This window comes from Ruegeria sp. CF4 (genome assembly GCF_056537345.1).
On sequence record NZ_JBQFRJ010000013.1, the window covers coordinates 1 to 21,083 of the forward strand.

The 21,083-nt window shown below is 56.4% G+C and carries 13 protein-coding genes; 3 read left to right on the top strand and 10 right to left on the bottom strand.

All coding sequences use genetic code 11. From position 1 onward, the window contains the following. Positions 1 to 207: 207 nt before the first annotated feature. The 3 genes from ACR0NF_RS19210 to ACR0NF_RS19220 form a co-directional block, all read right to left on the bottom strand. Positions 208 to 2,103 carry an adenylate/guanylate cyclase domain-containing protein gene (locus tag ACR0NF_RS19210; RefSeq protein ID WP_480778790.1) on the bottom strand — a complete coding sequence of 632 codons (1,896 nt, stop codon included), beginning with the start codon at positions 2,101 to 2,103 and terminating at the stop codon, positions 208 to 210. 252 nt (positions 2,104 to 2,355) lie between these two features. After that, entirely contained in the window at positions 2,356 to 4,593 is a 2,238-nt protein-coding gene (locus ACR0NF_RS19215; RefSeq protein ID WP_480778791.1) for a tetratricopeptide repeat protein, read from the bottom strand. A gap of 197 nt (positions 4,594 to 4,790) precedes the next feature. Further along, a complete protein-coding gene (locus tag ACR0NF_RS19220) occupies positions 4,791 to 5,777 on the bottom strand; it encodes an aldo/keto reductase (RefSeq protein ID WP_480778792.1) in 987 nt (328 codons plus the stop codon). Between the two features lie 81 nt (positions 5,778 to 5,858). Here ACR0NF_RS19220 and ACR0NF_RS19225 point away from each other — a divergent pair, with 81 nt between their 5' ends. Continuing rightward, positions 5,859 to 6,686, top strand: a complete 828-nt coding sequence (locus ACR0NF_RS19225) for a LysR family transcriptional regulator (RefSeq protein WP_480468870.1) — start codon at positions 5,859 to 5,861, stop codon at positions 6,684 to 6,686. Positions 6,687 to 6,703: 17 nt separating this feature from the next. On the opposite strand, the gene ACR0NF_RS19230 is transcribed toward ACR0NF_RS19225, so the two are convergent. From ACR0NF_RS19230 to ACR0NF_RS19240, 3 genes are all read right to left on the bottom strand, one after another. Next, entirely contained in the window at positions 6,704 to 8,071 is a 1,368-nt protein-coding gene (locus tag ACR0NF_RS19230) for a dipeptidase (protein WP_480468869.1), read from the bottom strand. A gap of 302 nt (positions 8,072 to 8,373) precedes the next feature. Further along, positions 8,374 to 9,453, bottom strand: a complete 1,080-nt coding sequence (locus ACR0NF_RS19235; protein WP_480778793.1) for a Hint domain-containing protein — start codon at positions 9,451 to 9,453, stop codon at positions 8,374 to 8,376. A 482-nt stretch (positions 9,454 to 9,935) separates the two neighbouring features. Next, positions 9,936 to 10,331 carry a hypothetical protein gene (locus ACR0NF_RS19240; protein WP_480668135.1) on the bottom strand — a complete coding sequence of 132 codons (396 nt, stop codon included), beginning with the start codon at positions 10,329 to 10,331 and terminating at the stop codon, positions 9,936 to 9,938. A 755-nt stretch (positions 10,332 to 11,086) separates the two neighbouring features. On the opposite strand from ACR0NF_RS19240, the gene ACR0NF_RS19245 reads away from it, so the two are divergent. Further along, positions 11,087 to 14,542, top strand: coding sequence for an autotransporter domain-containing protein (locus tag ACR0NF_RS19245; RefSeq protein WP_480778794.1), 3,456 nt, complete (start codon positions 11,087 to 11,089; stop codon positions 14,540 to 14,542). A 419-nt stretch (positions 14,543 to 14,961) separates the two neighbouring features. On the opposite strand, the gene ACR0NF_RS19250 is transcribed toward ACR0NF_RS19245, so the two are convergent. Beyond that, positions 14,962 to 17,244, bottom strand: coding sequence for an adenosylcobalamin-dependent ribonucleoside-diphosphate reductase (locus ACR0NF_RS19250; RefSeq protein ID WP_480468847.1), 2,283 nt, complete (start codon positions 17,242 to 17,244; stop codon positions 14,962 to 14,964). A 129-nt stretch (positions 17,245 to 17,373) separates the two neighbouring features. Here ACR0NF_RS19250 and ACR0NF_RS19255 point away from each other — a divergent pair, with 129 nt between their 5' ends. After that, positions 17,374 to 17,805, top strand: a complete 432-nt coding sequence (locus ACR0NF_RS19255) for a DUF1489 family protein (protein ID WP_480468846.1) — start codon at positions 17,374 to 17,376, stop codon at positions 17,803 to 17,805. On the opposite strand, the gene hisG is transcribed toward ACR0NF_RS19255, so the two are convergent. The 3 genes from hisG to hisS are packed head-to-tail and all read right to left on the bottom strand — an operon-like array spanning position 17,802 to position 21,067. Further along, entirely contained in the window at positions 17,802 to 18,491 is a 690-nt protein-coding gene (gene hisG, locus ACR0NF_RS19260; protein WP_480778795.1) for an ATP phosphoribosyltransferase, read from the bottom strand. The two genes, ACR0NF_RS19255 and hisG, sit on opposite strands and share 4 nt — an antisense overlap. Continuing rightward, positions 18,488 to 19,576, bottom strand: a complete 1,089-nt coding sequence (locus ACR0NF_RS19265) for an ATP phosphoribosyltransferase regulatory subunit (RefSeq protein ID WP_480468844.1) — start codon at positions 19,574 to 19,576, stop codon at positions 18,488 to 18,490. The genes hisG and ACR0NF_RS19265 overlap by 4 nt, the downstream gene beginning before the upstream one ends. A 3-nt stretch (positions 19,577 to 19,579) precedes the next feature. Continuing rightward, positions 19,580 to 21,067: a histidine--tRNA ligase gene (gene hisS, locus ACR0NF_RS19270; protein ID WP_480468843.1), complete on the bottom strand. Its 1,488-nt coding sequence runs from the start codon at positions 21,065 to 21,067 to the stop codon at positions 19,580 to 19,582. Positions 21,068 to 21,083: the final 16 nt, after the last annotated feature.

Consider the following 21,083-nt stretch of genomic DNA (forward strand, 5'->3'; position numbering starts at 1 on the left):
GCCGAGGTTGCCGAGAAGAGAGCAAAGAGCATCAGCGCAGAAGTCCTGATCATGAGCATTTCCCTTCGTTCGCAATCCGGTCAAAATATATCTTAGGTTCACAGTTCTCAATAAGCGTGTCTCGTTGAGGTCGCGGATTATACCGTGATGCAAATCCACGCGATGCATAATAATCATTCAAGTTACAATTAGTCCGTATCAAAACCATCAATCAGCGCGCCGATCCGGCAATCCAGCAGCACGTAAATCGTCAATAAAGCCGTCAGGAACGCTTTTATCTAAGAACTTTCCGCTGAGACTGTGTCGTTGGTCCTCAATCGTATAGTTAGGCTGATTTTCCAGCAATTTGTCTATCGAGCCTTTGGCTTCCTCAAGCCGCCCCGATCGTACGTACAGTGCCGCCTGCGTACGGCGCGCCAAGTTAGGTATTTTCGTCATCCGGTCTATCGCTTCGAGACCAGCTTCATATTCACCGGTGAAATACAGCGCCCAGGCGAGGCTCCAAAGGTACCAATCTGGATGATGGGGGTTCAGACGGATCGCGGTTTGGAGTCTTTCAACAGCCTCGTTCGCGCGGCCAAGGTAAACCAGCGTTTCAACGGAACCCGCCAATACACCTGCCGAGTTGGGGTTAAGCGCGATGGCGCGGTCATACTCTTTTTCGGCTTGCTCAAGGTTATTGGCCTGCATGAACGTGTGAGCGAGAACCCAATGCGCCAAAGAACTGTCAGGATCGAGCTCAACAGCATTGCGAGCCGCCGCGAAGGCAAGGTCGAGGGCTTGTTTTCGCGGTCGATCGGCACACCATCCCCAGCGATCACAGTTGATATGCACCCAGGCGAGGCTGAAATAGGCAACCGAATAGGCCGGATCCAGCTCGATAGCCTCTTCAGCCAACCGTTTGGCTTCTTGATTGCCTGCCGGTGTGAACTTCAACCGTTCCGCGCGGCTCAGATAAACAAGCTCATATGCCCCAGGGCTTTGAGTGGGTTGACGCAGCAATCGGTCGTATTCAGCGAGGTCGATATTCTGTTCCAGTGTCGCGACAATCGTTCGGGTGATTTCATCCTGCAGCGCAAAGATGTCCACCATGTCGCGATCATACGTATCAGTCCAAATCGCATTCCCGGCCGCCGCGTCTATGAGGGTCGCATTCACGCGAAGCTTGTCACCTGACTTTTGCTGACTGCCTTCCAATACATACCGCACGCCCAGTTCCTTGGCGATATCGCGAAGATCTGCCGACTTGTCTCTGTAGAAGAAGCTAGAGTTTCGGGCGATTACGAAAAACTCAGGAAAGCGGGAAAGTTTGGCAATGATCTCTTCACTGATCGCGTCGCTGAGGTAGCCCTTGTCGCTACCCTGGCTCAGGTCACTGAATGGCAACACGGCAATCGACGGCTTATCCGGCAGCGGACGTTCCATTTCTGCTATCTTCACCGGCTGAAAATCAGGTGCGTTGAAGCGCCACACGACTAGTCCGACAACAAGGATTAGAGCAACAAAGACAACACCAGCCGCCCGGGCAGCGGACGGAATTCGGTTTGGCTTAGTGATCTTGACAGAAGATACCAGCCGCGTCGCTTTTTCATTCAGCTCTACGTTAAAGACCGGTACAGCCAGTTCAATATTCTTGACCTTCACTCGGCCCAAATCTTCGAAGTCCAGATCCAGTTTTCCGCGAACCTGGCTAAAGACGTTGCGGTGAACACAAACTCCACCGGGTTGAGCAAGGCTTTCGATCCTTGCAGCAAGGTTTACACCGTCCCCGTAAATGTCCCCGCCCTCATCAATCACGTCTCCAACGTTGATTCCGATGCGGAACTCAATTCGGTCGCCAGCGGGAACACCAGAGTTCCTTTCGGGCATGCCGCACTGTATTTCGACTGCAAAACGAACCGCATCCACAACGCTGGTAAATTCCATCAACGCCCCGTCGCCCATCAGTTTGATGGTTCGCCCTCCGTATTGAATAGCCTTGGGGTCAATTAGTTCCGAACGATGCCTTTTGAGAGTTCTTAGTGTTCCCGCCTCGTCGTCTCTCATGAGGCGGGAATAGCCGACTACATCGATAGCAAGAATGACCGTGAGTCGACGTTTCACTAATGACTCCCCCTTAAGGAAGGTTAGGGAAGAACGATAAGAATTTCCACATGGTTCAATTATGTTCAAACTGATGAGCGCCCGGCTTGAAAACGCATTATCACGGCCCAGATCAGACCTTGGCCGGAGCCTTGGAATGCCGCGAGTGCAGCCCGCCTTGCGGACATTCGCGGCAAACGCAAAATAAGAAGCTGGATGAACTCACAGCAGTTCTATTTTGCACAGGACCATGCAACATATGCTTAGCGCCGTCTAGTCTACCCGGCGCCGGAATTCGGACTCGAATACACCGAAGGAATAGACATTTGCGACGTATTTGACTGCGTCAGTCGATTTTTCCCGATCGATGTAGACGTTGTTACACTCTTCGCGGTCGACATGGACCGCCTTCGTGCGATGGCAGTACTGACCGTCCCGGATCACCCAACGCGACGTGATTGGCTGGCCATCCATCCAGCCGAAAAACATAACGGTCACCCCCTTGGACGGGCGATCCTGCCGGTAGGGTGTACCGAAGGGGCCGGTGTCGACAATTTCCTCGTACTCATCCGAGAAGAGCGCGACCAATTCGTCATGCCTCAATCTGTCGGCTTCCCGTCCCTTCTCGAAATCAAATGGCGAGGCTGGCATTCCGGCGGCGGAAAGCGCTTCGGCCCACAACGCAAAGAGAGCCGGGTCCGAGTACCGTCCGAAGTAACCCTGTTGCCAAAGGAGGTTGTTCCAGACTGTTTCCTTCAAAAACAGGTCCATGAACTGTTTCCCGATCTCGATGTCTCCTTTCCGGGCATGTGCCGCCGCTGCCAATATGTACTGGTCGATCCGATCGCTTTCTTCGGGCGGTACACGATTCAGAAGCGCAAGCGCCAGGTCGGTTTCGTCCAGGAGAAATCGATGAAAGGCGAGCTCTCGCATTTCCGAAGCATTGAGCCGGGGCGAAAGGTCTTGGTAGGCTGTGAATTCGGTGCGCGCTTCGTCATAAAGCCCGGCCGCGAGAAGAGCCTGGCCTAACACGTACCGCAGCCGGGGTTCATCAGGTTGCAGGAAGACGGCACCCCGGGCCTCGGTCAAGGCAGCATTCCATTGGCGTTTCTCGATTTTGATGCCGATCTGAAACCCGAGGGCATCTGGATGGGTGTCGTCGACGTCGAGGATATAGCGGACTGTCCGTTCCGCTTCCTTGAGCGCGTCGAGCGTATATCGGATGGTGTTATAGCTGCGGCTCCAGATGATGAAGTTTACGGTGGCATAACCTGCATGCGCGGCCAGAAATTCGGGATCCCGCTCGATCGCGTATTCGTAGAGAGGGAGAGATTGTTCCATCTCGAAGAAGTTCCCGCTGGCAAGGAACCTTTCGGCCTCGGCATAGGCCATGAACGCGCCGGTATCGGTTGTGGACGGCGCCCGCAACACGGCGCGTTCCGGCGCCGACAGGGGGCCTATGAGTTTGGCGGCGGCCCCTTGTTTGAGCCCGGCCAGAAAGTCGAAGACGTCTGCCGGCGCCCCGTGGGCGCTATCCTCCCAGATCACCGCGCCGTCGTCGCCGAAATCTCGGAGGTTTACGGCCAGCTCAATCCGGTCGCCCGCCCGGCCCGCCGTTCCGCCGAGCACGTAGCGTATGCCGGTCTCTGGGTCGATCTCACCAGGCTCGGGCGCGATCCCCTTGTATCCTAGGGACACGGCATGGGGGACGGTTTGCAGACCCTCGAGCCGGGACAGCGAGGCGATGAAATCCTCGGTCGCGGCGTCGGCGATCTGTCGGTCCCCGGCCGTAGCAGCGGCAAACGGTACGATCAGCAGGCAGTCGCCCCCCGGCTGGGGCGGTGCCAACCAGAACCAGGCGAGATACCCTGTAGCAAGAAGCACCAAGGCAAACGCAAAAATCCCGAAGCGCATGTTCGGCTTGCGAGTGCGGTGGGCCGTGACGACGGTACCGGCATCTTCGGGGTTTGGAAGCACCGCAAAGGCAGTGATTGGATCTTGTATGTTCTTGACCTGTTGCGGGCCAAGATCCGCGAAGCCGAGATCGAGCTTACCGTGGACGTTCAGAAAGACCGGCTCTGATATGCAGATCCCTCCGGGGTCAGCGCAACCTTCCAGGCGGGACGCGATATTCACCCCGTCACCGAAGATATCGTCGCCATCATGCACGATCTCGCCGAGGTTGATACCGATCCGGTAGGCGATGCGGCGGTCTTCGGGGATGTCCATTTCGAAGTCGGGCATCTCGCGCTGCACCGCGACGGCCCATTCGACGGCGCTGACCACACTTGCGAACTCAAGCAGCGCACCGTCGCCCGTCGTCTTGACAATTCGCCCCCCGAAGCCCCGCACCGCGGGGTCAATCAGATCGGTACGGATCGCCTTTTGGCGCGCTAAGGTGCCAGCCTCGTCCAATTGAACGAGGCGGCTGTAGCCGACCATGTCAATCGCAACGATGGCCGCCAACCGGCGTTGAAGCACCTCCTGAACCAAACCGATCCCTCGCACCATAATTGAGGACAGTATAGGAAGTTCTCCGGAAGATGACGAGTTGGGTGCTTAAGGCCGGTGCTCGCAGTCACCAGTGCCTGCCCGAACAGTTTAGGGCGGCCCATTAGCTGCCGTTGATCGGTGGGCTTCGTCGCAGCGGCGAGCCCGTCAAAGGAGACATTCGCTGCGTGTGCAAAGCTTTGATACAGTTCTTAAAGTTACCGGGGGCGGTCTGGTTCGTTGGGGTTGCGTGTAATCAAGCTTTGTATTTCGCTCATTGCTTCAACCGGCAAGGCACCGAAGGTCAGTGCTGCTGAAATAACCTCAATTTGTTCTTCTGTCCGAGCGCCCGGAATCGGTACGTATGTTTCAGATTGGCCCCATATCCACCCAAGAGCCCCTTGCACAAGAGTTCGGTCATTTGAAGTCAGTAAATCCCGAACCGCATCAAGTTGTTGCATGAGATCCGGGTTTGCTTTGCCATCCTTGTAGTACTCCATCCAGCTTTCACCGGATGCGCGCACATCGTCCGGCGCCATGACGCTGTTCTGATCGTATTTGCCAGATAGCAACCCCATCGCAAGGGGTGAGCGGATTAGCGATAATAGCCCTTCCTCTTGGACAACTTGTTGCATCCGGGGCGCGTCGAAAAAGACGTTCAACACGTATTCCACTGCGCTGAATCCATCCCTGGATGAGGCTACCCGGGCGCTTTCGGAATGGTCGGTGCTCCAACCATAGGCACGCAACTTGCCGGCCTCTTTCAACCGGTCCAGTTCGTCAAACACTGCCTCGGCCCGGGAAACTGGCATATCGTTCACATGCAACAGCAAGAGATCAATCCGATCCCGTTCCAGCCGCGACAGGCACCCATCAACGGCAGGGCCAACTTGATCCGGGGTGAAAGGGTCAAACGAAATCTGCCTGCTTGCCTCATCGATCCCAACCCCGATCTTTGTGACAATCAGGGCGTCGGGCCGATGCTTTAACGCTTTGCCTAACAAACGTTCCGAATGCCCCGCGCCATAGGCGACAGCAGTGTCAAACAATGTGATCCCACCATCCAATGCGGCGTGGATCGTACGAATCGAGGTTTCGTCGTCTGATCGGGTATAACCCAGCGACTGTTCGCCCCAATACATCTTGCCACCGATCGGCCAGCATCCCATGCCAAGGGGAGATATTTCGGATTCGAGAAAGTTCATCTGTGGACCTCGTGACTGATCCTTCAGAAAAAAAGCCATCACAGTCTTTTCATCAACAACACAGAATGTAAGCTTTATTTCATGAATGAAAGCAACTTTGACTGGGACAACCTGCGGCTTTTCCTTGCGGTTGCCAGAGCAGGCGGGCTTGGGCCAGCGGCCGAACAGACCGGCAAGAGCGCACCCACACTGGGTCGGCGCATGATCGAGCTTGAGCGTAACCTCGGAACTGAGCTGTTTCACCGCAAACCGCGAGGGTATGACCTGACCGAAGACGGTCAAACGCTGTTGAAAAAGGTGGAAAGCATCGAGGCGCGCGTCATACCTGTCACTGACAGCAGCCTCGCCAGCGCACCACCTTTGGTCAAAATCTCGGCCGGGACATGGGTAACACGGGTTTTGATCGGCACAGTCGGAAAGCTTACCGGATCAATGCCGGTTCGGCTGCGCTTCATCTCGTCAGAAGAGGTGTTGAAGATCGGACACCGGGAGGCCGCGATCGGCATTCGAAACCACCGACCAGAAGAGATCAACCTGGCGGGTCGCAAGATCGGGCGCGTTCGGTTTGCGGTCTATGCCGCGGACGCAAGCGTTTTGACCTGGGCGCGGGTCATGTCCAATACACCTTCGGCAAAATGGTTGAAGGCGCATTCGCAAAAAGACGACGCCATCGAAGTGACGGCGCCGCAAAATGCGCTGGAGCTTGCAAATGCAGGGCTGGCCCGGGCAGTTCTGCCCACCTTCATCGGAAACACGCAGCCGGGTTTGAAACCAGTCTCACCCCTGATTGATGATCTGGAACATGATCAGTGGTTGGTCACACATCATGAAGACCGATTTCTTCCAGAGGTGCGGCATGTCATTGACCGCACCCATGCCGTGATGTCGGAAGCTTGTGAAAACGGGTGAACCGAGGCTGCAGATGCCTATTCACCCAACCGTTCCATCAACCTCGCATATGCTGTCTGGCCGCGCCGGAATGTTGGCAGACGGAAGAACTCGTCCGGGGCGTGTTGGTTTTCATCCTCATGTCCGAACGCAAACATGACCGCATGTAAACCCAGTTCGTCCAGCAAGGTCGACATCACAGGGATCGAGCCTCCAACGCGGGTTCTGTACGCGGGTTTGCCATAAACCTCTTCGAGGACCTGTCCCGCGATCGCGGTTGCGTTGTGTCCGGCCGGTACGAGGAAAGGGTCCGCACGACCGGGATTGCGAGATACCTGTGCCGTCACACCCGGCGGGCAATGAGCTTCGACATGGGCCGAGATCAGGTCAAAGACCTTTTCGGGATTTTGATTGGCGACCAGTCGGCAAGTGATTTTGGCCGAGGCCAACGCAGGCAAAACGGTCTTTGTGCCTTCCCCTTGCCAACCGCTGGTCAGCCCGTTGACCTCAAGTGTCGGACGTGCCCACAAATTTTCACGTGTCGTATACCCCGGTTCGCCCAACGTGGCCGGGGCTCCGGTCTGAGCCAGATAGGCCGCCTCATCCCAAGGCACTCGCGCAATTGCGGCGCGGTCTTCGTCCGTCAAATCGACGACATCGTCATAGAAGCCATCCACCGTGATCCGACCATCGGGCGATTTCATGCTGGCCAGCAACTGGGCCAAGGCCATTGCCGGGTTTGCGACGCCGCCGCCATGCATACCAGAGTGCAAGTCCGATTTCGCGCCCTGAACCGAGATCTCAAGCGAGGTGAGCCCTTTCAGACCCAGCACCAGTTGCGGTGTCTCGGTATCCCACTGGCTGCCATCGGCGGAAAAGATCATATCGGCCTGAAGCCGGTCGAGATTTGCCTCGATAAAGGGGGGAAGGTCGGGGGATCCGATTTCTTCCTGGCCTTCAAAGAAAAACCGGACGTTGACAGGCAGCTTCCCAGTCTCCGCCAGCAAAGCCTCGGCCGCTAGGATCGGGATAAACATGGCGCCCTTGTCGTCGGTCGCCCCACGCCCATAGATCCGATCCCCACGGATCGTCGGCTCGAACGGAGGTGAGGACCAGAGCTCGAAAGGTTCGGCAGGTTGCACGTCAAAATGGCCATAGATCAGGATTGTAGGTGCTTCCGGTCCGGCGTGCAGCCAATCAGCGCAGACCACCGGATGGCCTGCTGTCTCCATCATCTGAACGTTTTCCATTCCCGCCGTGACCAACCGATCAACCACCCACTGCCCGGCCTTTCGAACATCGCCCGCGTTTTCGGGTTTGGCTGAAACCGATGGAATACGGATGAAGTCGCATAGCTCTTCGACAAAGCGCGATTGGTGTATGTCGAGATATTCGGTCCAGCTCATTCCATGCCCTCTCTGATGCTGGCACTTAACTTACGAAACTGCACGTGGCTCGCAAGCCTGCGGAACACAACCAATTACCTGCAAAAATCAAACACGGTCGAGCGATACTCGGCTCATTCCTGCCGTTGGCTGCCAGTTGGTGACGCTGCGACACCGCCCGCCGAAGCTGTCGTTCGCTGTGGGAACAAACCGACACAACATGCTGCATTAGCATCGCACATCGGTAATGCTCTCAGAAAGGCATCAAGGTAAGGATATTGCGAGACATTGGAAGCTGAACTATCCTGCGAGAACCTCTGCTTCTAGAATGCGTGGTGGCCGGAAAGAAGCGATTTTTCATTCTTGATGTGACGTGCGATCAATTGCTTTTGCAGCTTCGCGGATGGGATTGGGCGTGCGGGTTTCGGGGCGTATTCGAATTCGGCAAGTTCAGGAAAGATGCTCAGGATTTCTGAACGTGCCTCCGTACTGATAGCCTTGAGCACCTCGGGTCCGGTAAACAGGCTTTCCGACGGTGCGCCCTCGGCATAGATCACCTCGTGTTGATCAAAAAGAAGGTGAAAATACTCGACGCTATCCACATCTTGATCGACGAAAATACCGGGCAGAGCAGTTAAATTGACCGCAGGCACCAAAACCTCGGAAATCCCAAACATACGCTCGACAATCTTTGAAGACACCAACATCCGGTGCTGTCGAGACACAACAAGATCACGTCGGGGCAAGCCGTTACCCAAGGCTCCAGCACTGATACGAACCGGACGCAACTTGGGGTTTGCAACTAGTCCCGAAGCAGAAATTCCGCGACGAAACACGCGCAGCAGCGTAGCAAAACCGGCTCCCTCATTCGTGGGATCAAAAACTTCGACCTGATCGCCGGCTTTTAGATCCTCGACTACCTTTTGACCGTCTCTTAAGCGAACATTCGTTCCGCCGACGAAACACGGAACAAAGTCGGGAACAGGCAAATTCACGATTGGGCTCGCAAACGCTCCTTCACCCAGCGCCGTGATCGTAAGCAATGTGTCGAGGGGTGGGATATCTCCTATGAAGCCGATGAAGAACCCTTGTTCGGCTCCGCCGCCGAACGCATTGTTGCCGCTGGAATCATAGTCGAAAACGCCAATCGTATAGGTGTTGGTGCCATCTGTGACTTCGTAATTATAATCCCAAGCAATTGCATTCCCCAGATAGGTTTGCGTGATGTCATCGGGGACCTCATTGGTTACTCCATCTCCCTCGATGATGTTAGGGTCAACGCCATCAGTGATGGTGATCGTACTGTATGAGGAGATCTGAAATGTGGTACCAACACCGCCGAATTGGGCCTGAGCCGTGGTCAGCGTCGTATCCGTCCGAAATGCACCGAAGATATTTGCCATAACCCTTGTTCAGGCCAGTTCTTCGCCGCGATTACCTAAGCAGCTTGAACCCACCCGCCTGACCTCAATTTACTGTCTGCACATTTCCGCGCGAAGACATCTATAGTGTAACGGTTTGCGCAACATTTGCGAATTATTCAATTTTTAGCCTGCTCTCTATTCGCAATCAACATCCGTGCGTGTTCGTCGTTATCCAGCGGCTGTATTTCTCAGCCAGTCTGAAAACGCTGTGCTATCAGGAAGATCAGAGGCCCGTCAGATCAAGCCGAACTTGAGTACTGAGGGCGGGTAATCGCCAGAGACCTCTGCACACGCCCCAACAATTTGACACCAAGCGGCAACGGGGCTTTGCACAACTCTTTCAAGCGCGCAAGGATTTGCGGTGCCTTCGAAAGCGGTCCATTTCAGCCATTTGAACAAAACAAAATTTGAGATGACTGCTTCCGCCGAGTGACCTCCGTGCACTACGCAAAATTGGACGGTTAAGACCCTTCGCAAACCAGCGGGAAGGCACCGATATCTGGTATCGTGAGCGTGCCCACGGTGACGGAATCATCACCTTCAACGGCTGTTATCAATCGAACCGAGGCAACGATCCGGCTGTACTCGGGATCGGCGAAGTCGATTACGGTATGCATATCGACATCGGCCCCCTGCGCCACGATGATTGGTATCGCGCCTTCGACCTCTGATAGGCTCCAGTGTTTGCCGTCTGCGTGTATGGTCGCACTCACGACTGCGAGACCAGGGACAGTTCCCAATCCGACACCAACAACTGTGCCCGATCCATCAGGGGCTTCGCAATACAACTCAACAGTTGCGAATGCCGAGGTTGCCGAGAGGAGCGCAAAGAGCCCTGGTGCAATAGTCCTGATCATGAACATTCCCTTTTGTTCGCAATCCAGTCAAAATATATCTTAGGTTCAATGTTCTCAACAAGCATGTCTCAAAGCGGGTCAAAGGCACGGAAACGCTGGCATGCGCAGACCACTACGTTGCCCCAAATCATTGGCATCGCCCGGCTGGAACTTGACTGATTCCGATAAGAGTTTGCACAACCGAGCGGACATTCAACTTCTGCGCAGCAACCGAAGCATAAATGTCCCAGACTAAGATGTGGTCGGCCCGTTGCAGACATTCGGCGCGTATCCGAAGTTTTGTGCTAAGAGCGCTCTGCAGAAATTCGAGTGGGCGCGAATTCTGAAACCGTTTGGCATTCATGCAGACAGATGGATGTTATTTGAACAATTCTATCTTTCCACGGGATCCAAGTAGGGAGCTACAGTCGATCGGTTTTTTCAGAGCATGGATGTGATCAATTTGCATCATTCAACAGACCGCTCAGAAATTCGTTAATATATCATTAATCGGAACATCAAAAAGCCATCATTTTTTTGCTGCTAACAAATACGCGGAGGTTTCCGCGCAAAAAAAGTTGCGGTGGTTTCCAGACCACTCTTAAGGGGTGAACAAGATGTTTCGAGTAAGCGGTTTGAACCGCAAAGCGCGCCGTCGTGCAGCAGCACTTTCTAAAGTACAGACGAACAAATACCATCAAGGAAAATCCGCTGCATATCGCGCTTTCGCCGCTCCAGTTACAGCCGGTGCGATAGGTCTTGGCGCATCGATTGGAGTGGCAACTCCTTTGGTTGCTCAAACGGTTGTTCCTCCGCCAAATGGTCCTTGTACTGTTGCGGGTGTCCTCGCCACCTGTACGGGAGATGTTTCAACGGGTGTTCAGGCAAACGGGCCAACGCTCGAAACGCTCAATATCAATAACGTGACAGCTCCGGGAATTGCACCAGGCGGTGGTACAGACGGCGTGGCTTTCAGCACACCAACAGGTAACGCAACCCTTAACGTCCAGACGAATGGAACCGGAGGCATTGTCACGACGGGGAACGGCGCCGATGGGCTTGTTGTGGATGCAGACGGCGACGGGGATGTTTCGATCACATCGACGGGCGACATTGCAACCGACGGACGTCGATCCTTTGGAATTCGATCCGACCTTGAGGGTGACGGTGCAATTTCGGTTAACTCGACGGGCAATATAACGACATCCGGACGCAGCAGAAGCGCCGGTATCGGCGCTACTCAACAAGGTGGTGATGGCGATGTGTCAGTGGTTTCAGCGGGTCGTATAAGCACATCGGGCAGCCGTTCAGACGGAATTTACGCCAATCAGGACGGTGGAGACGGCGTGGTATCGGTCAGCTCAGCGGGCGACATCAGCACAGCTGGAAATCGATCAACAGGCATCACCGCGCTTCAGAGTGGCGGCGAAGGGGATGTCTCGGTGGTCTCGGATGGCAATATCTCGACGGCCGGAAACAACTCTGGCGGTGTACTTGGACAGCAAAGCGATGACGATGGCGATATCGCGATCCAATCGACCGGAAATATTACTACAGAAGGAAACAACGCGAACGCCATCTTGGCGCGTCAAAATGGCGGCGATGGGGATATCACGGTTGAATCCGAGGGCAACCTCTCGACTACCGGAAACAACGCTCGTGGGATCTTTGCCCGGCAAGACGACGGTGACGGCGATATCACGATCCGCTCGACCGGAAATATCACGACAGAAGGCAACAACGCTGATGGCATATTTGCCCGCCAAAGGGGCGGAGACGGAGATATCAGCGTCACTTCGTCGGGCAATATTTCGTCCGCAAGGGACAGCATCCGCGCGCTTGTGACCAATGATGGCGACATTAACATTACAAACCGGGGCGATGTCAGCGGTGAAGCAGCGGGCGATGGTATCAACGCAATAGTGAATGGCGCGGGTGATGTCGTCATCGACAGCATCGGGGATATTACTGGCAGAGAATACGGGATCTACGGCGCGGCCAATGGAACAGGCAACGTAACCATCAATTCCAATGGCAACATTTCTGCTGACGAAGAACATGCGATCTTTGCTGACGCGGAGGACGGGAATGTGACCGTCAATGTGACGGGCGACGTCCAATCGCGCGACAGCGATGCGATTGATGTGGAAACCGGCAGCCCCGGAGGCGTGATTGACGTCACTGTGGTGGGCAATATCACTGGCGGTGCAATCGGAATTGACGCTGATGCCGAGGATTCCGGTGATATCACCATTCAGGTCACAGGTGATATCCGCGCCGGTTCGGATGACGGCATCGAAGCCGAAGTTGACGGTGATGGCGACATCTCGATCACGATGAACGGTGATATCGAAGCAAGCGAGCACGGGATCCGCAGCTTTGTTGCTGGTGACGGAAACATCTCGGTTGAAGCGTCGGGTGACATAGCGGCTGAAAGCATTGATGGCATCAACGCTGAAATAGACGGAAACGGTGATATAACCATTACGGCAACCGGTACCATTAATGCCGAAGTTGACGGAATCTTCGCCCATGTGACAGAGAATGGCAACATAAGCCTAACAAACGCTGCATCCATAACCGCAAGAAACGACGAGGGAATTGACGCCGAAATCTACGGAGATGGCGATGTCTTCATTAGAAACTCGGGGCGGATAACCTCTCGCGAAGACGATGCGATCGAAGTGGATGTCGAGGGAAGCGGCGACGTCAGCATTGTGAACTCTGCCCGGCTTACCGCCGATTCCGACGCGATCGATATCGAACTAAACGGTGACGGCGATGCTCGTGTAACCAACAGCGGAGCGTTGCGTTCGCTGGACAATAACGGGATAGAAGTGGACGTGGACGGAGCCGGTTCGATCACCATTGTGAACACCGGAAGTATTGATGCGTTCGAATACGGTATCGAGATCGAAGATCGTGATAACAATGCCGCCGCAACCATCACAAACTCGGCCCGTATCACCAGTCGCGAAGGCTTTTCCATCGTATATGGCGGCGACGGGAACGACACGTTGAATCTCGAGCCCGGCTCGATTCTGAACGGTTCGGTCGATTTCGGCAATGGCAACGATGGCATGGGGGGCACGAACCCGAATGACATCGACACGTTGAACTTTGCGCACGGGATGAATGCGGTTGTCAATTTTGCTGATGCATCGGGTGACGACAATGACCTCGCGTCCGCCCCTGAAGTCGTCAATTTTGGAGGGGCCGGCGTTTTGGCCAACAACGGCCTCACGGCGGTATCGGTAGATACGACAGGATTTGCGGCCCAAGGTACCTTCATCAGCGATCTGACAGACGCAGTATTCAACACGATTGAAACCGCCAGCCCCTATGCGTCCGGGTCATCGGACGGTCAGGTCAGCAGAAACCTGGGTCCTTTCGGGTATGTCGAACAGGATAACGGTCCATATGTCTGGGCTACGGCCTTTGGCGGAGATCGCGATGTTGAAGAAGACGGTTCAAATCTTGGGTTCAGCCATCGTATGTACGGTTTCGTAGTTGGAGCCGAAACGAATGAACTCATCGATAATAGCGATTTTGGTGTTCTTGTCGGATATGACAACAGCCATATCTCGCTCGATCAAGACGCAGGCGATACCGATATCAGGTCATATTTTGGGGGCGTTTACCTCGAAAGGGACTACGGACGATACAGCATCAACGCGGCGCTTCTTGCTGGCGTAACCGACAATGAAGCGACCCGAAACGTTGATGGCGGCGAATCGAAAGGCGATTTTGACGGCACGTTCGTTTCGCCATCGCTCTCGATCTCGGCACCCATCAACGCCTTGCCAATTCCTGCCTTCTTCAGTGCACGCGCAAGCTATGTCTTCCTGAAACTTGATGAGTATACCGAAACAGGAACCGCGTATCCGCTGACGGTCGAGGATCGGAACGTTTCGATCTTCAACACGAGGGTGCAAATGAACTTGCCCCGCCTCTACGAGGCCGCAAATGGATCGAGCACCTACGTGAACTGGGCCGTTGGAGTAGATGCATCTTTCGATGCAGGATCCGACGATGTGGACGCAATCGTGGCAGCGACACCCTTTTCTTTCGTAGCTTCCACAGAAGATGCAGCTGCAGGGTTTCTTGGCTTTACGCTTGAACATACATCTGCAGATGGAAACCGATCGATAGGCTTCAGCGGCGAGTTTCAATCAACCTTTGGTGGTGGATCCAGCGTTGTCGGAGAACTCACAGCTTCCATAAGGTTCTGAAACAACGAATGGCCGTATTGCTTAATCAAATGTTGGTTCTTAACAGCCTCTTCAAACTGACTGCCTGAACATGGGAGCGCCTGTTTAGTTTCGTCACGCATGTCCAAGCCATCTCCGCTTACGAAATCACAAGGATTCTTTGTATCTTAGAATCCAGCCGTAGACGTCGCCCGCGAAGGTCGGCTTTCGCATGCGCTACCGGATAGGTTTGCAACTGCAGCGACGTCCACTTTCCACCCGTATCAACGCCTGATAATGTCTTCAGCCCAGCGAAATCTCAATCGTTTGTCCCTGTCAGACTTGCGAACGGCCCCGGAAGAAATCCGAGGCCGTTTTCTCATATCACCAGCCTAAAATGACCTATTGAAACGTTTAGGTCATGTCACGTGAAACGCCACACAAACTTCAATCTAGATCTGCTAACCACATTTCGAATGACCGCAGCTGCGGCACGTCATGCATCCTTCGATCATCACCATGTCAAACTGGCCGCAGGACGGGCAAGCTTTGCCGCGTGGGGCATCCATGTTGACCACTTGCGCCTGAGGATCGGATTTCAGGCCCATCCCTTCGCCTTCAAGGAAACCAATATTGACCATGTGCTGTTCGATCACTCCACCAATCGCAGCCAGAATCGAGGGGATATACTTACCTTTGACCCAAGCCCCGCCGCGTGGATCAAACACCGCCTTCAACTCTTCAACAACGAAGGACACATCGCCTCCGCGCCGGAACACCGCCGAGATCATCCGGGTCAGGGCCAACGTCCAGGCATAGTGCTCCATGTTTTTGGAGTTAATGAACACTTCAAACGGTCGGCGGCGACCGCCATGAACGATGTCGTTGATCGTCAGATAGATTGCGTGCTCGCTGTCAGGCCATTTCAACTTGTAAGTTGAGCCCTCCAGCGATTGCGGGCGGTCTAACGGTTCGGACATGTAGACTACCTCGCCACCGTCGACCTGATGCGGCGCATCGGCGCTTTCGCCCGGGGCCTTGTCAGCGCTTTCGGATACGGTCAGAACTGAGCCCGTAACATCATTCGGACGATAGGTGGTGCACCCCTTGCAGCCCTGATCCCAGGCCTGCATGTAGACATCCTTGAAGGCATCAAAGCTGATATCTTCGGGGCAGTTGATGGTCTTCGAAATCGAGCTGTCGATCCATTTCTGCGCTGCCGCCTGCATCTTGACGTGGTCAGACGGGGACAGCGTCTGCGCATTCACGAAATATTCTGGCAGCTCGGTGTCGCCAAACTTATCACGCCACATCTGCACGGCGTAGTCCACAACCTCTTCCTCGGTGCGCGAACCATCCTTTTGCAGCACCTTTCGCGTATAGGCATAGGCAAAGACAGGCTCGATCCCCGAGGAGACATTGCCTGCATAAAGCGAAATCGTCCCCGTTGGTGCAATAGAAGTCAGCAGGGCATTGCGGATGCCATGCTCGCGGATCGCGTCACGCACATCCTCGTCCATCTGCTGCATAGTACCACTGGCAAGGTATTTCTCGGCGTCAAACAACGGGAACGCGCCTTTTTCCTTCGCCAAATCGACCGACGCCAGATACGCGGCGCGGGCGATCGCGTGCAACCAGCGCTCGGTCTGACGCGCCGCCTTGTCCGAGCCATAACGCAGGCCCATCATCAACAGAGCATCGGCCAGACCCGTCACGCCCAGCCCGATGCGGCGCTTGTCCTGCGCTTCGGCCTCTTGTTCGGCCAGCGGGAATTTCGACGCGTCAACCACATTGTCCATCATGCGGACAGCGGTGGCGACCAGTTCCTTTAGCGCGTCCTCATCCAGATGGGCGGCCTCCTCGAAAGGTTCCGCAACCAGTCGTGCCAGGTTGATCGAGCCAAGCAGGCAGGCACCATATGGCGGCAGGGGCTGCTCGCCGCACGGGTTAGTCGCGGCGATGGTCTCGACGTAGCTGAGGTTGTTGGCCTGATTGATGCGGTCGATGAAGATCACACCGGGTTCAGCATAGTCATAGGTGGCCTGCATGATCTTGTTCCACAGATCACGCGCCTGAACAGTGTGATAGATCTTGCCATCGAACACCAGCTCCCACGGGCCATCAGCCTTGACGGCCTCCATGAAAGGATCGGTCACCAGCACCGACATGTTAAACATGCGCAAACGGGCCGGGTCGGACTTGGCAGTAATGAACTGCTCGATATCCGGGTGATCGCAACGCATAGTCGCCATCATCGCCCCGCGGCGCGAGCCTGCGGACATGATCGTACGGCACATGGCGTCCCAGACATCCATGAAGCTCAGCGGGCCAGAGGCATCTGCCGCGACCCCTTTCACATCCGCGCCACGCGGGCGGATGGTCGAGAAATCATAGCCGATCCCCCCACCCTGCTGCATTGTCAGCGCGGCCTCTTTCAGCATGTCGAAGATACCGCCCATGCTATCGGGGATCGTGCCCATGACAAAGCAGTTGAATAGGGTCACCTGCCGCGCGGTGCCCGCCCCGGCGGTGATACGGCCAGCGGGGAGGTATTTGAAGTCCTCCAGCGCCTCAAAGAATTTCTGCTCCCAATGCGCCGGGTCCTTTTCCACCCGCGTCAGGTCGCGGGCGATGCGTCGCCAACTGTCCTCAACCGTCTGATCGATGGGTGCACCATCCGCCTGCTTGAAGCGGTATTTCATGTCCCAGATCTGCTCGGCGATGGGGGCGGCAAAGCGGCTCATTGGTGATTCCCTGTGCTGAAAGAGGCATTCAGACTATCCTAGATCACACCTTCACCACAACACCTTGATGACACTGCGCAGTGAGCTACAATATAAGGATTAGTCTTGGGACGACTCTGTGGGAAAGCTGTGGATAAGTATGTAAACCTCATCAAACTTTCGGTCGGATCGGAAAGCGTCGACACGTTGATGGCGTGGCAGGACAGCCGAAAGCCGCTCTATGAAGACGGTTTCCCGCGCCACGTCACCCGCATGTGGCCCAAGCGCGAGGCTGAGATTCTGAATGGCGGTTCAATCTATTGGGTGATCAAGGGCGTCGTGCAATGCCGCCAGCGCATCCTCAGGCTGGATGAGGTGCGCGGCGAGGACGGTATCCGCCGTTGCGCCATCGTACTGGACCCCGAGGTGCACCGCACGCAAAATGCCCTGAAACGTCCTTTCCAAGGCTGGCGGTATCTGAAACCCGAGGATACGCCTGCCGACCTGCCGGAAACTCGCGAGCAGGACGACACCCTACCCGACGATCTGAACCGCGCACTGGCGGATATCGGCGTACTTTAGCGCAGGCGATCGAGCAGATCGTTCAGTATTGCTTTTTCGTCCGCGTCGCATTTCGCAACCCGGCTGCGCCACAACGTCGCCTGTGACTGCAGGATCAACCCGTCCGACAGAATTTTCAGGTGGTTCGCCCGCAGCGTCTCGCCGGTCGAGGTGATGTCCGCAATCGCCTCGGCGGTTTCGTTGACCACAGTGCCCTCTGTCGCGCCCTGGCTATCGACCAGCGTGTAATCTGCGACGCCTGCGTCGGTCAGGAATTCCCGAACCAAGCGATGATACTTCGTGGCGATGCGCAGCCGGTGACCATGGGCTTTACGGAAACCCGCCGCTGCCGCGTCCAGATCATCCAGAGTATCAACGTCGACCCAGCAGGCAGGCGCCGCAATGATCAGATCCGCCTTGCCAAAGCCCAGCGGCACGACCTCTTCGACCTGCTGTTCCCAGCGCGGCAGCTTCTCTTGCACCAGATCGACGCCGGTGACGCCCAGATGAATGCGCCCGGCGGCCAGTTCACGGGGGATTTCTCCGGCGGAGAGCAGGATCAGCGAGACACCGTCGATCCCCTCGACCTTACCCGCATATTCGCGATCCGATCCGCTGCGCGACAGGGTGATGCCGCGCTTTTCGAACCATGCGAAGGTTTTATCCATCAACCGGCCCTTCGAAGGCACGCCCAGTTTCAGGCTCATTGCGCGCCCTCCTCGACTTCCAGCATCAGATCGGGGCGGATCACACCGCCGATGGCAGGGATCTCCGAGCCGTCACCCAACTGCCGGGTCAGCGCGTCATAGCGCCCGCCAGTTGCGACCGGCGGCAGATCAGGGCGGCCTTCGGCGTAGAAGCCAAAGACAAAACCGTCGTAATACTCCATCGATGTCCGGCCGTAGGATGCCTCAAAATCTAGCCGATCAACATTCACACCCCGCGCCTGCAGGGCAGCGATCCGGGCCTCGAGCCGATCCAGAGCGGGTGTAATCTGAGGCAGGTCGACCGCTACGTCGCGCAACTGTTCCAGCGCGAATGGCATGGTCTCGCGCACGTTCAGCAGCGTTTCCAGCCCGGCCAGTTCATTGTCCGAGATCGGCGGCGCGGCTCGGTCTTCGCGCAAAGCTTCGATCCGTTCAAGTATCTCCGGAGCGCGGCGCTTGCCGATCATGGGCGTATCCATCACCAATGGGTCGGCAGCGTCCAGCAGCGCATCCCGGCCCTCGGGCCCTGATTTGCGTCCGGCGTATCTGTCCAACAAAACGCGGAACCGGCGTGGCCGCCAGAGGTGCCGCATAAGCGCGGCTTTGCGACGGTCGGTTGTTTTCAGCCCGGCAACGGCAGCGGTCAGAATGCCGATATCGCCGGTCGCTGCCCGCAGCGGCAACCCACGCAGCTGCAGGGCAAACAACGAGAACACTTCGGCATCGGCCCCGGCGGGATCTTCGCGGTCAAAGACTTCGTAACCGACCTGAATATACTCGTTGGCCCGGTCCGGGTCGTGCTCCTGACGGCGAAACACTTCGCCGGAATAAGTATAACGCGCGGGCTCAGCTCCTTCGGACATGTGCATCTGGACCACCGGCAGAGTGAAATCCGGGCGCAGCATCTGCTCACCCCGCAGCGCGTCCGAGGTCACGTAGGCACGCGCGCGGATATCTTCCCCGTAAAGATCCAACAGCGTCCCGGCCGGTTGCAGCAGGGGCGTGTCCACCACCTGCGCGCCCGCCGCCTCGAACCGGACACGCATCATGGAGGCGCGGGCCTGTATCTGGGAACGGTTCGCCATGGGTTAGTCCTGACTGTCCAGAATTTCACGCACTTTGGCGACCAGATCGCCACGTGGCACTTCGAACTGGCTGGGGCGTTCTTTCCATTCCTCCAGCGTGGCGCTCTCGGCGATCTTGGCCCCAAGGATCAGGTCCTTGATCTGCACAATACCATTCGCCTTCTCATCGCCGCCTTCGATCACCGCAACCGGAGAGTTCCGTTTATCCGCATATTTCAGCTGATTGCCGAAGTTCTTGGGGTTGCCCAGATAGACCTCGGCCCGAATACCGGCATTGCGCAACTCGGCCACCATCGCCTGATAGTCGGCCATGCGGTCGCGGTCCATCACTGTGACAACCACGGGGCCTGTCGCCTGCGCGGTGATCCGGCCCTTCTCGCGCAGAGCGGCCAGCAGGCGGTCCACGCCAATCGAGATACCAGTTGCAGGCACTTCCTGCCCGGTGAAGCGTTTGACCAGATCGTCATAACGCCCGCCGCCTGACACCGATCCAAACTGCCGCTTGCGGCCTTTCTCATCGAATATCTCAAAGGTCAGTTCGGCCTCATAAACCGGCCCGGTATAGTAGCCGAGGCCACGTACGACCGAAGGATCAATCTCGATCCGATCCGCGCCATATCCGCCCGCATCCAGCAGAGCACCAATTTGTTCCAGCTCGGCAATACCATCCGCGCCGATCTTGCTGTCGCCTACGGCAACGCGCAGATTGGCCAGCGTCCCGGCAGTATCTGCAGCTTTGGAGGTCAGGAAGGCGATCACAGGCTCGGCCTGATCGTCGCTAAGGCCCACGCCGTCGATAAACGCGCCAGACGCATCCAGTCGGCCCTTGGTCAGCAGCTCGCGGACACCGGCCTCGCCCACCTTGTCGAACTTGTCGATGGTGCGCAGGACATTGTCACGGGCGGCGGCGTCTTCACCCAGTCCCATCGCCTCAAGCACGCCATTCAGAACCTTGCGGTTGTTCACGCGCACCAGATAGTCGCCGCGTGGAATGCCCACAGTCTCCAAGGTGTCCGAAAGCATGGCACAGATCTCGGCATCCGCAGCCATCGAGGCCGTGCCGACCGTATCCGCATCGCACTGATAAAACTGGCGATACCGCCCCGGCCCCGGCTTTTCGTTGCGCCAAACCGGACCCATCGCATAGCGACGATAGGGCGTCGGCAGATCGTTTCGGTGCTGCGCATAGACGCGGGCCAGAGGCGCGGTCAGATCATAGCGCAGGGCCATCCAGTCGCCGTTGCCGCCTTCGTCAAACTCCTGCCACGCAAACACACCTTCGTTCGGGCGGTCCACGTCGGGCAGGAACTTGCCCAGCGCCTCAACCGTCTCGACCGCGCTGCTCTCCAAAGCGTCGAACCCATAGCGATGATAGACGCCCGCAATCGTCCGCAGCATCTCGGTGCGCTGCGAGACTTCCTGGCCGAAATAGTCGCGGAACCCTTTTGGCGTGACGGCCTTGGGGCGGGGCTGTTTCTTGGGCTTGGCCATATGGGGCGTCCTTGGG

What these genes read in the sequence shown, in the direction of transcription:
- ACR0NF_RS19215 (WP_480778791.1), bottom strand. Translation starts at nt 4,593, where the DNA reads ATGGTGCGAGGGATCGGTTTGGTTCAGGAGGTGCTTCAACGCCGGTTG.
- ACR0NF_RS19220 (WP_480778792.1), bottom strand. Translation starts at nt 5,777, where the DNA reads ATGAACTTTCTCGAATCCGAAATATCTCCCCTTGGCATGGGATGCTGG.
- ACR0NF_RS19225 (WP_480468870.1), top strand. Translation starts at nt 5,859, where the DNA reads ATGAATGAAAGCAACTTTGACTGGGACAACCTGCGGCTTTTCCTTGCG.
- ACR0NF_RS19230 (WP_480468869.1), bottom strand. Translation starts at nt 8,071, where the DNA reads ATGAGCTGGACCGAATATCTCGACATACACCAATCGCGCTTTGTCGAA.
- ACR0NF_RS19235 (WP_480778793.1), bottom strand. Translation starts at nt 9,453, where the DNA reads ATGGCAAATATCTTCGGTGCATTTCGGACGGATACGACGCTGACCACG.
- ACR0NF_RS19240 (WP_480668135.1), bottom strand. Translation starts at nt 10,331, where the DNA reads ATGATCAGGACTATTGCACCAGGGCTCTTTGCGCTCCTCTCGGCAACC.
- ACR0NF_RS19250 (WP_480468847.1), bottom strand. Translation starts at nt 17,244, where the DNA reads ATGAGCCGCTTTGCCGCCCCCATCGCCGAGCAGATCTGGGACATGAAA.
- hisG (WP_480778795.1), bottom strand. Translation starts at nt 18,491, where the DNA reads ATGAGCCTGAAACTGGGCGTGCCTTCGAAGGGCCGGTTGATGGATAAA.
- ACR0NF_RS19265 (WP_480468844.1), bottom strand. Translation starts at nt 19,576, where the DNA reads ATGGCGAACCGTTCCCAGATACAGGCCCGCGCCTCCATGATGCGTGTC.
- hisS (WP_480468843.1), bottom strand. Translation starts at nt 21,067, where the DNA reads ATGGCCAAGCCCAAGAAACAGCCCCGCCCCAAGGCCGTCACGCCAAAA.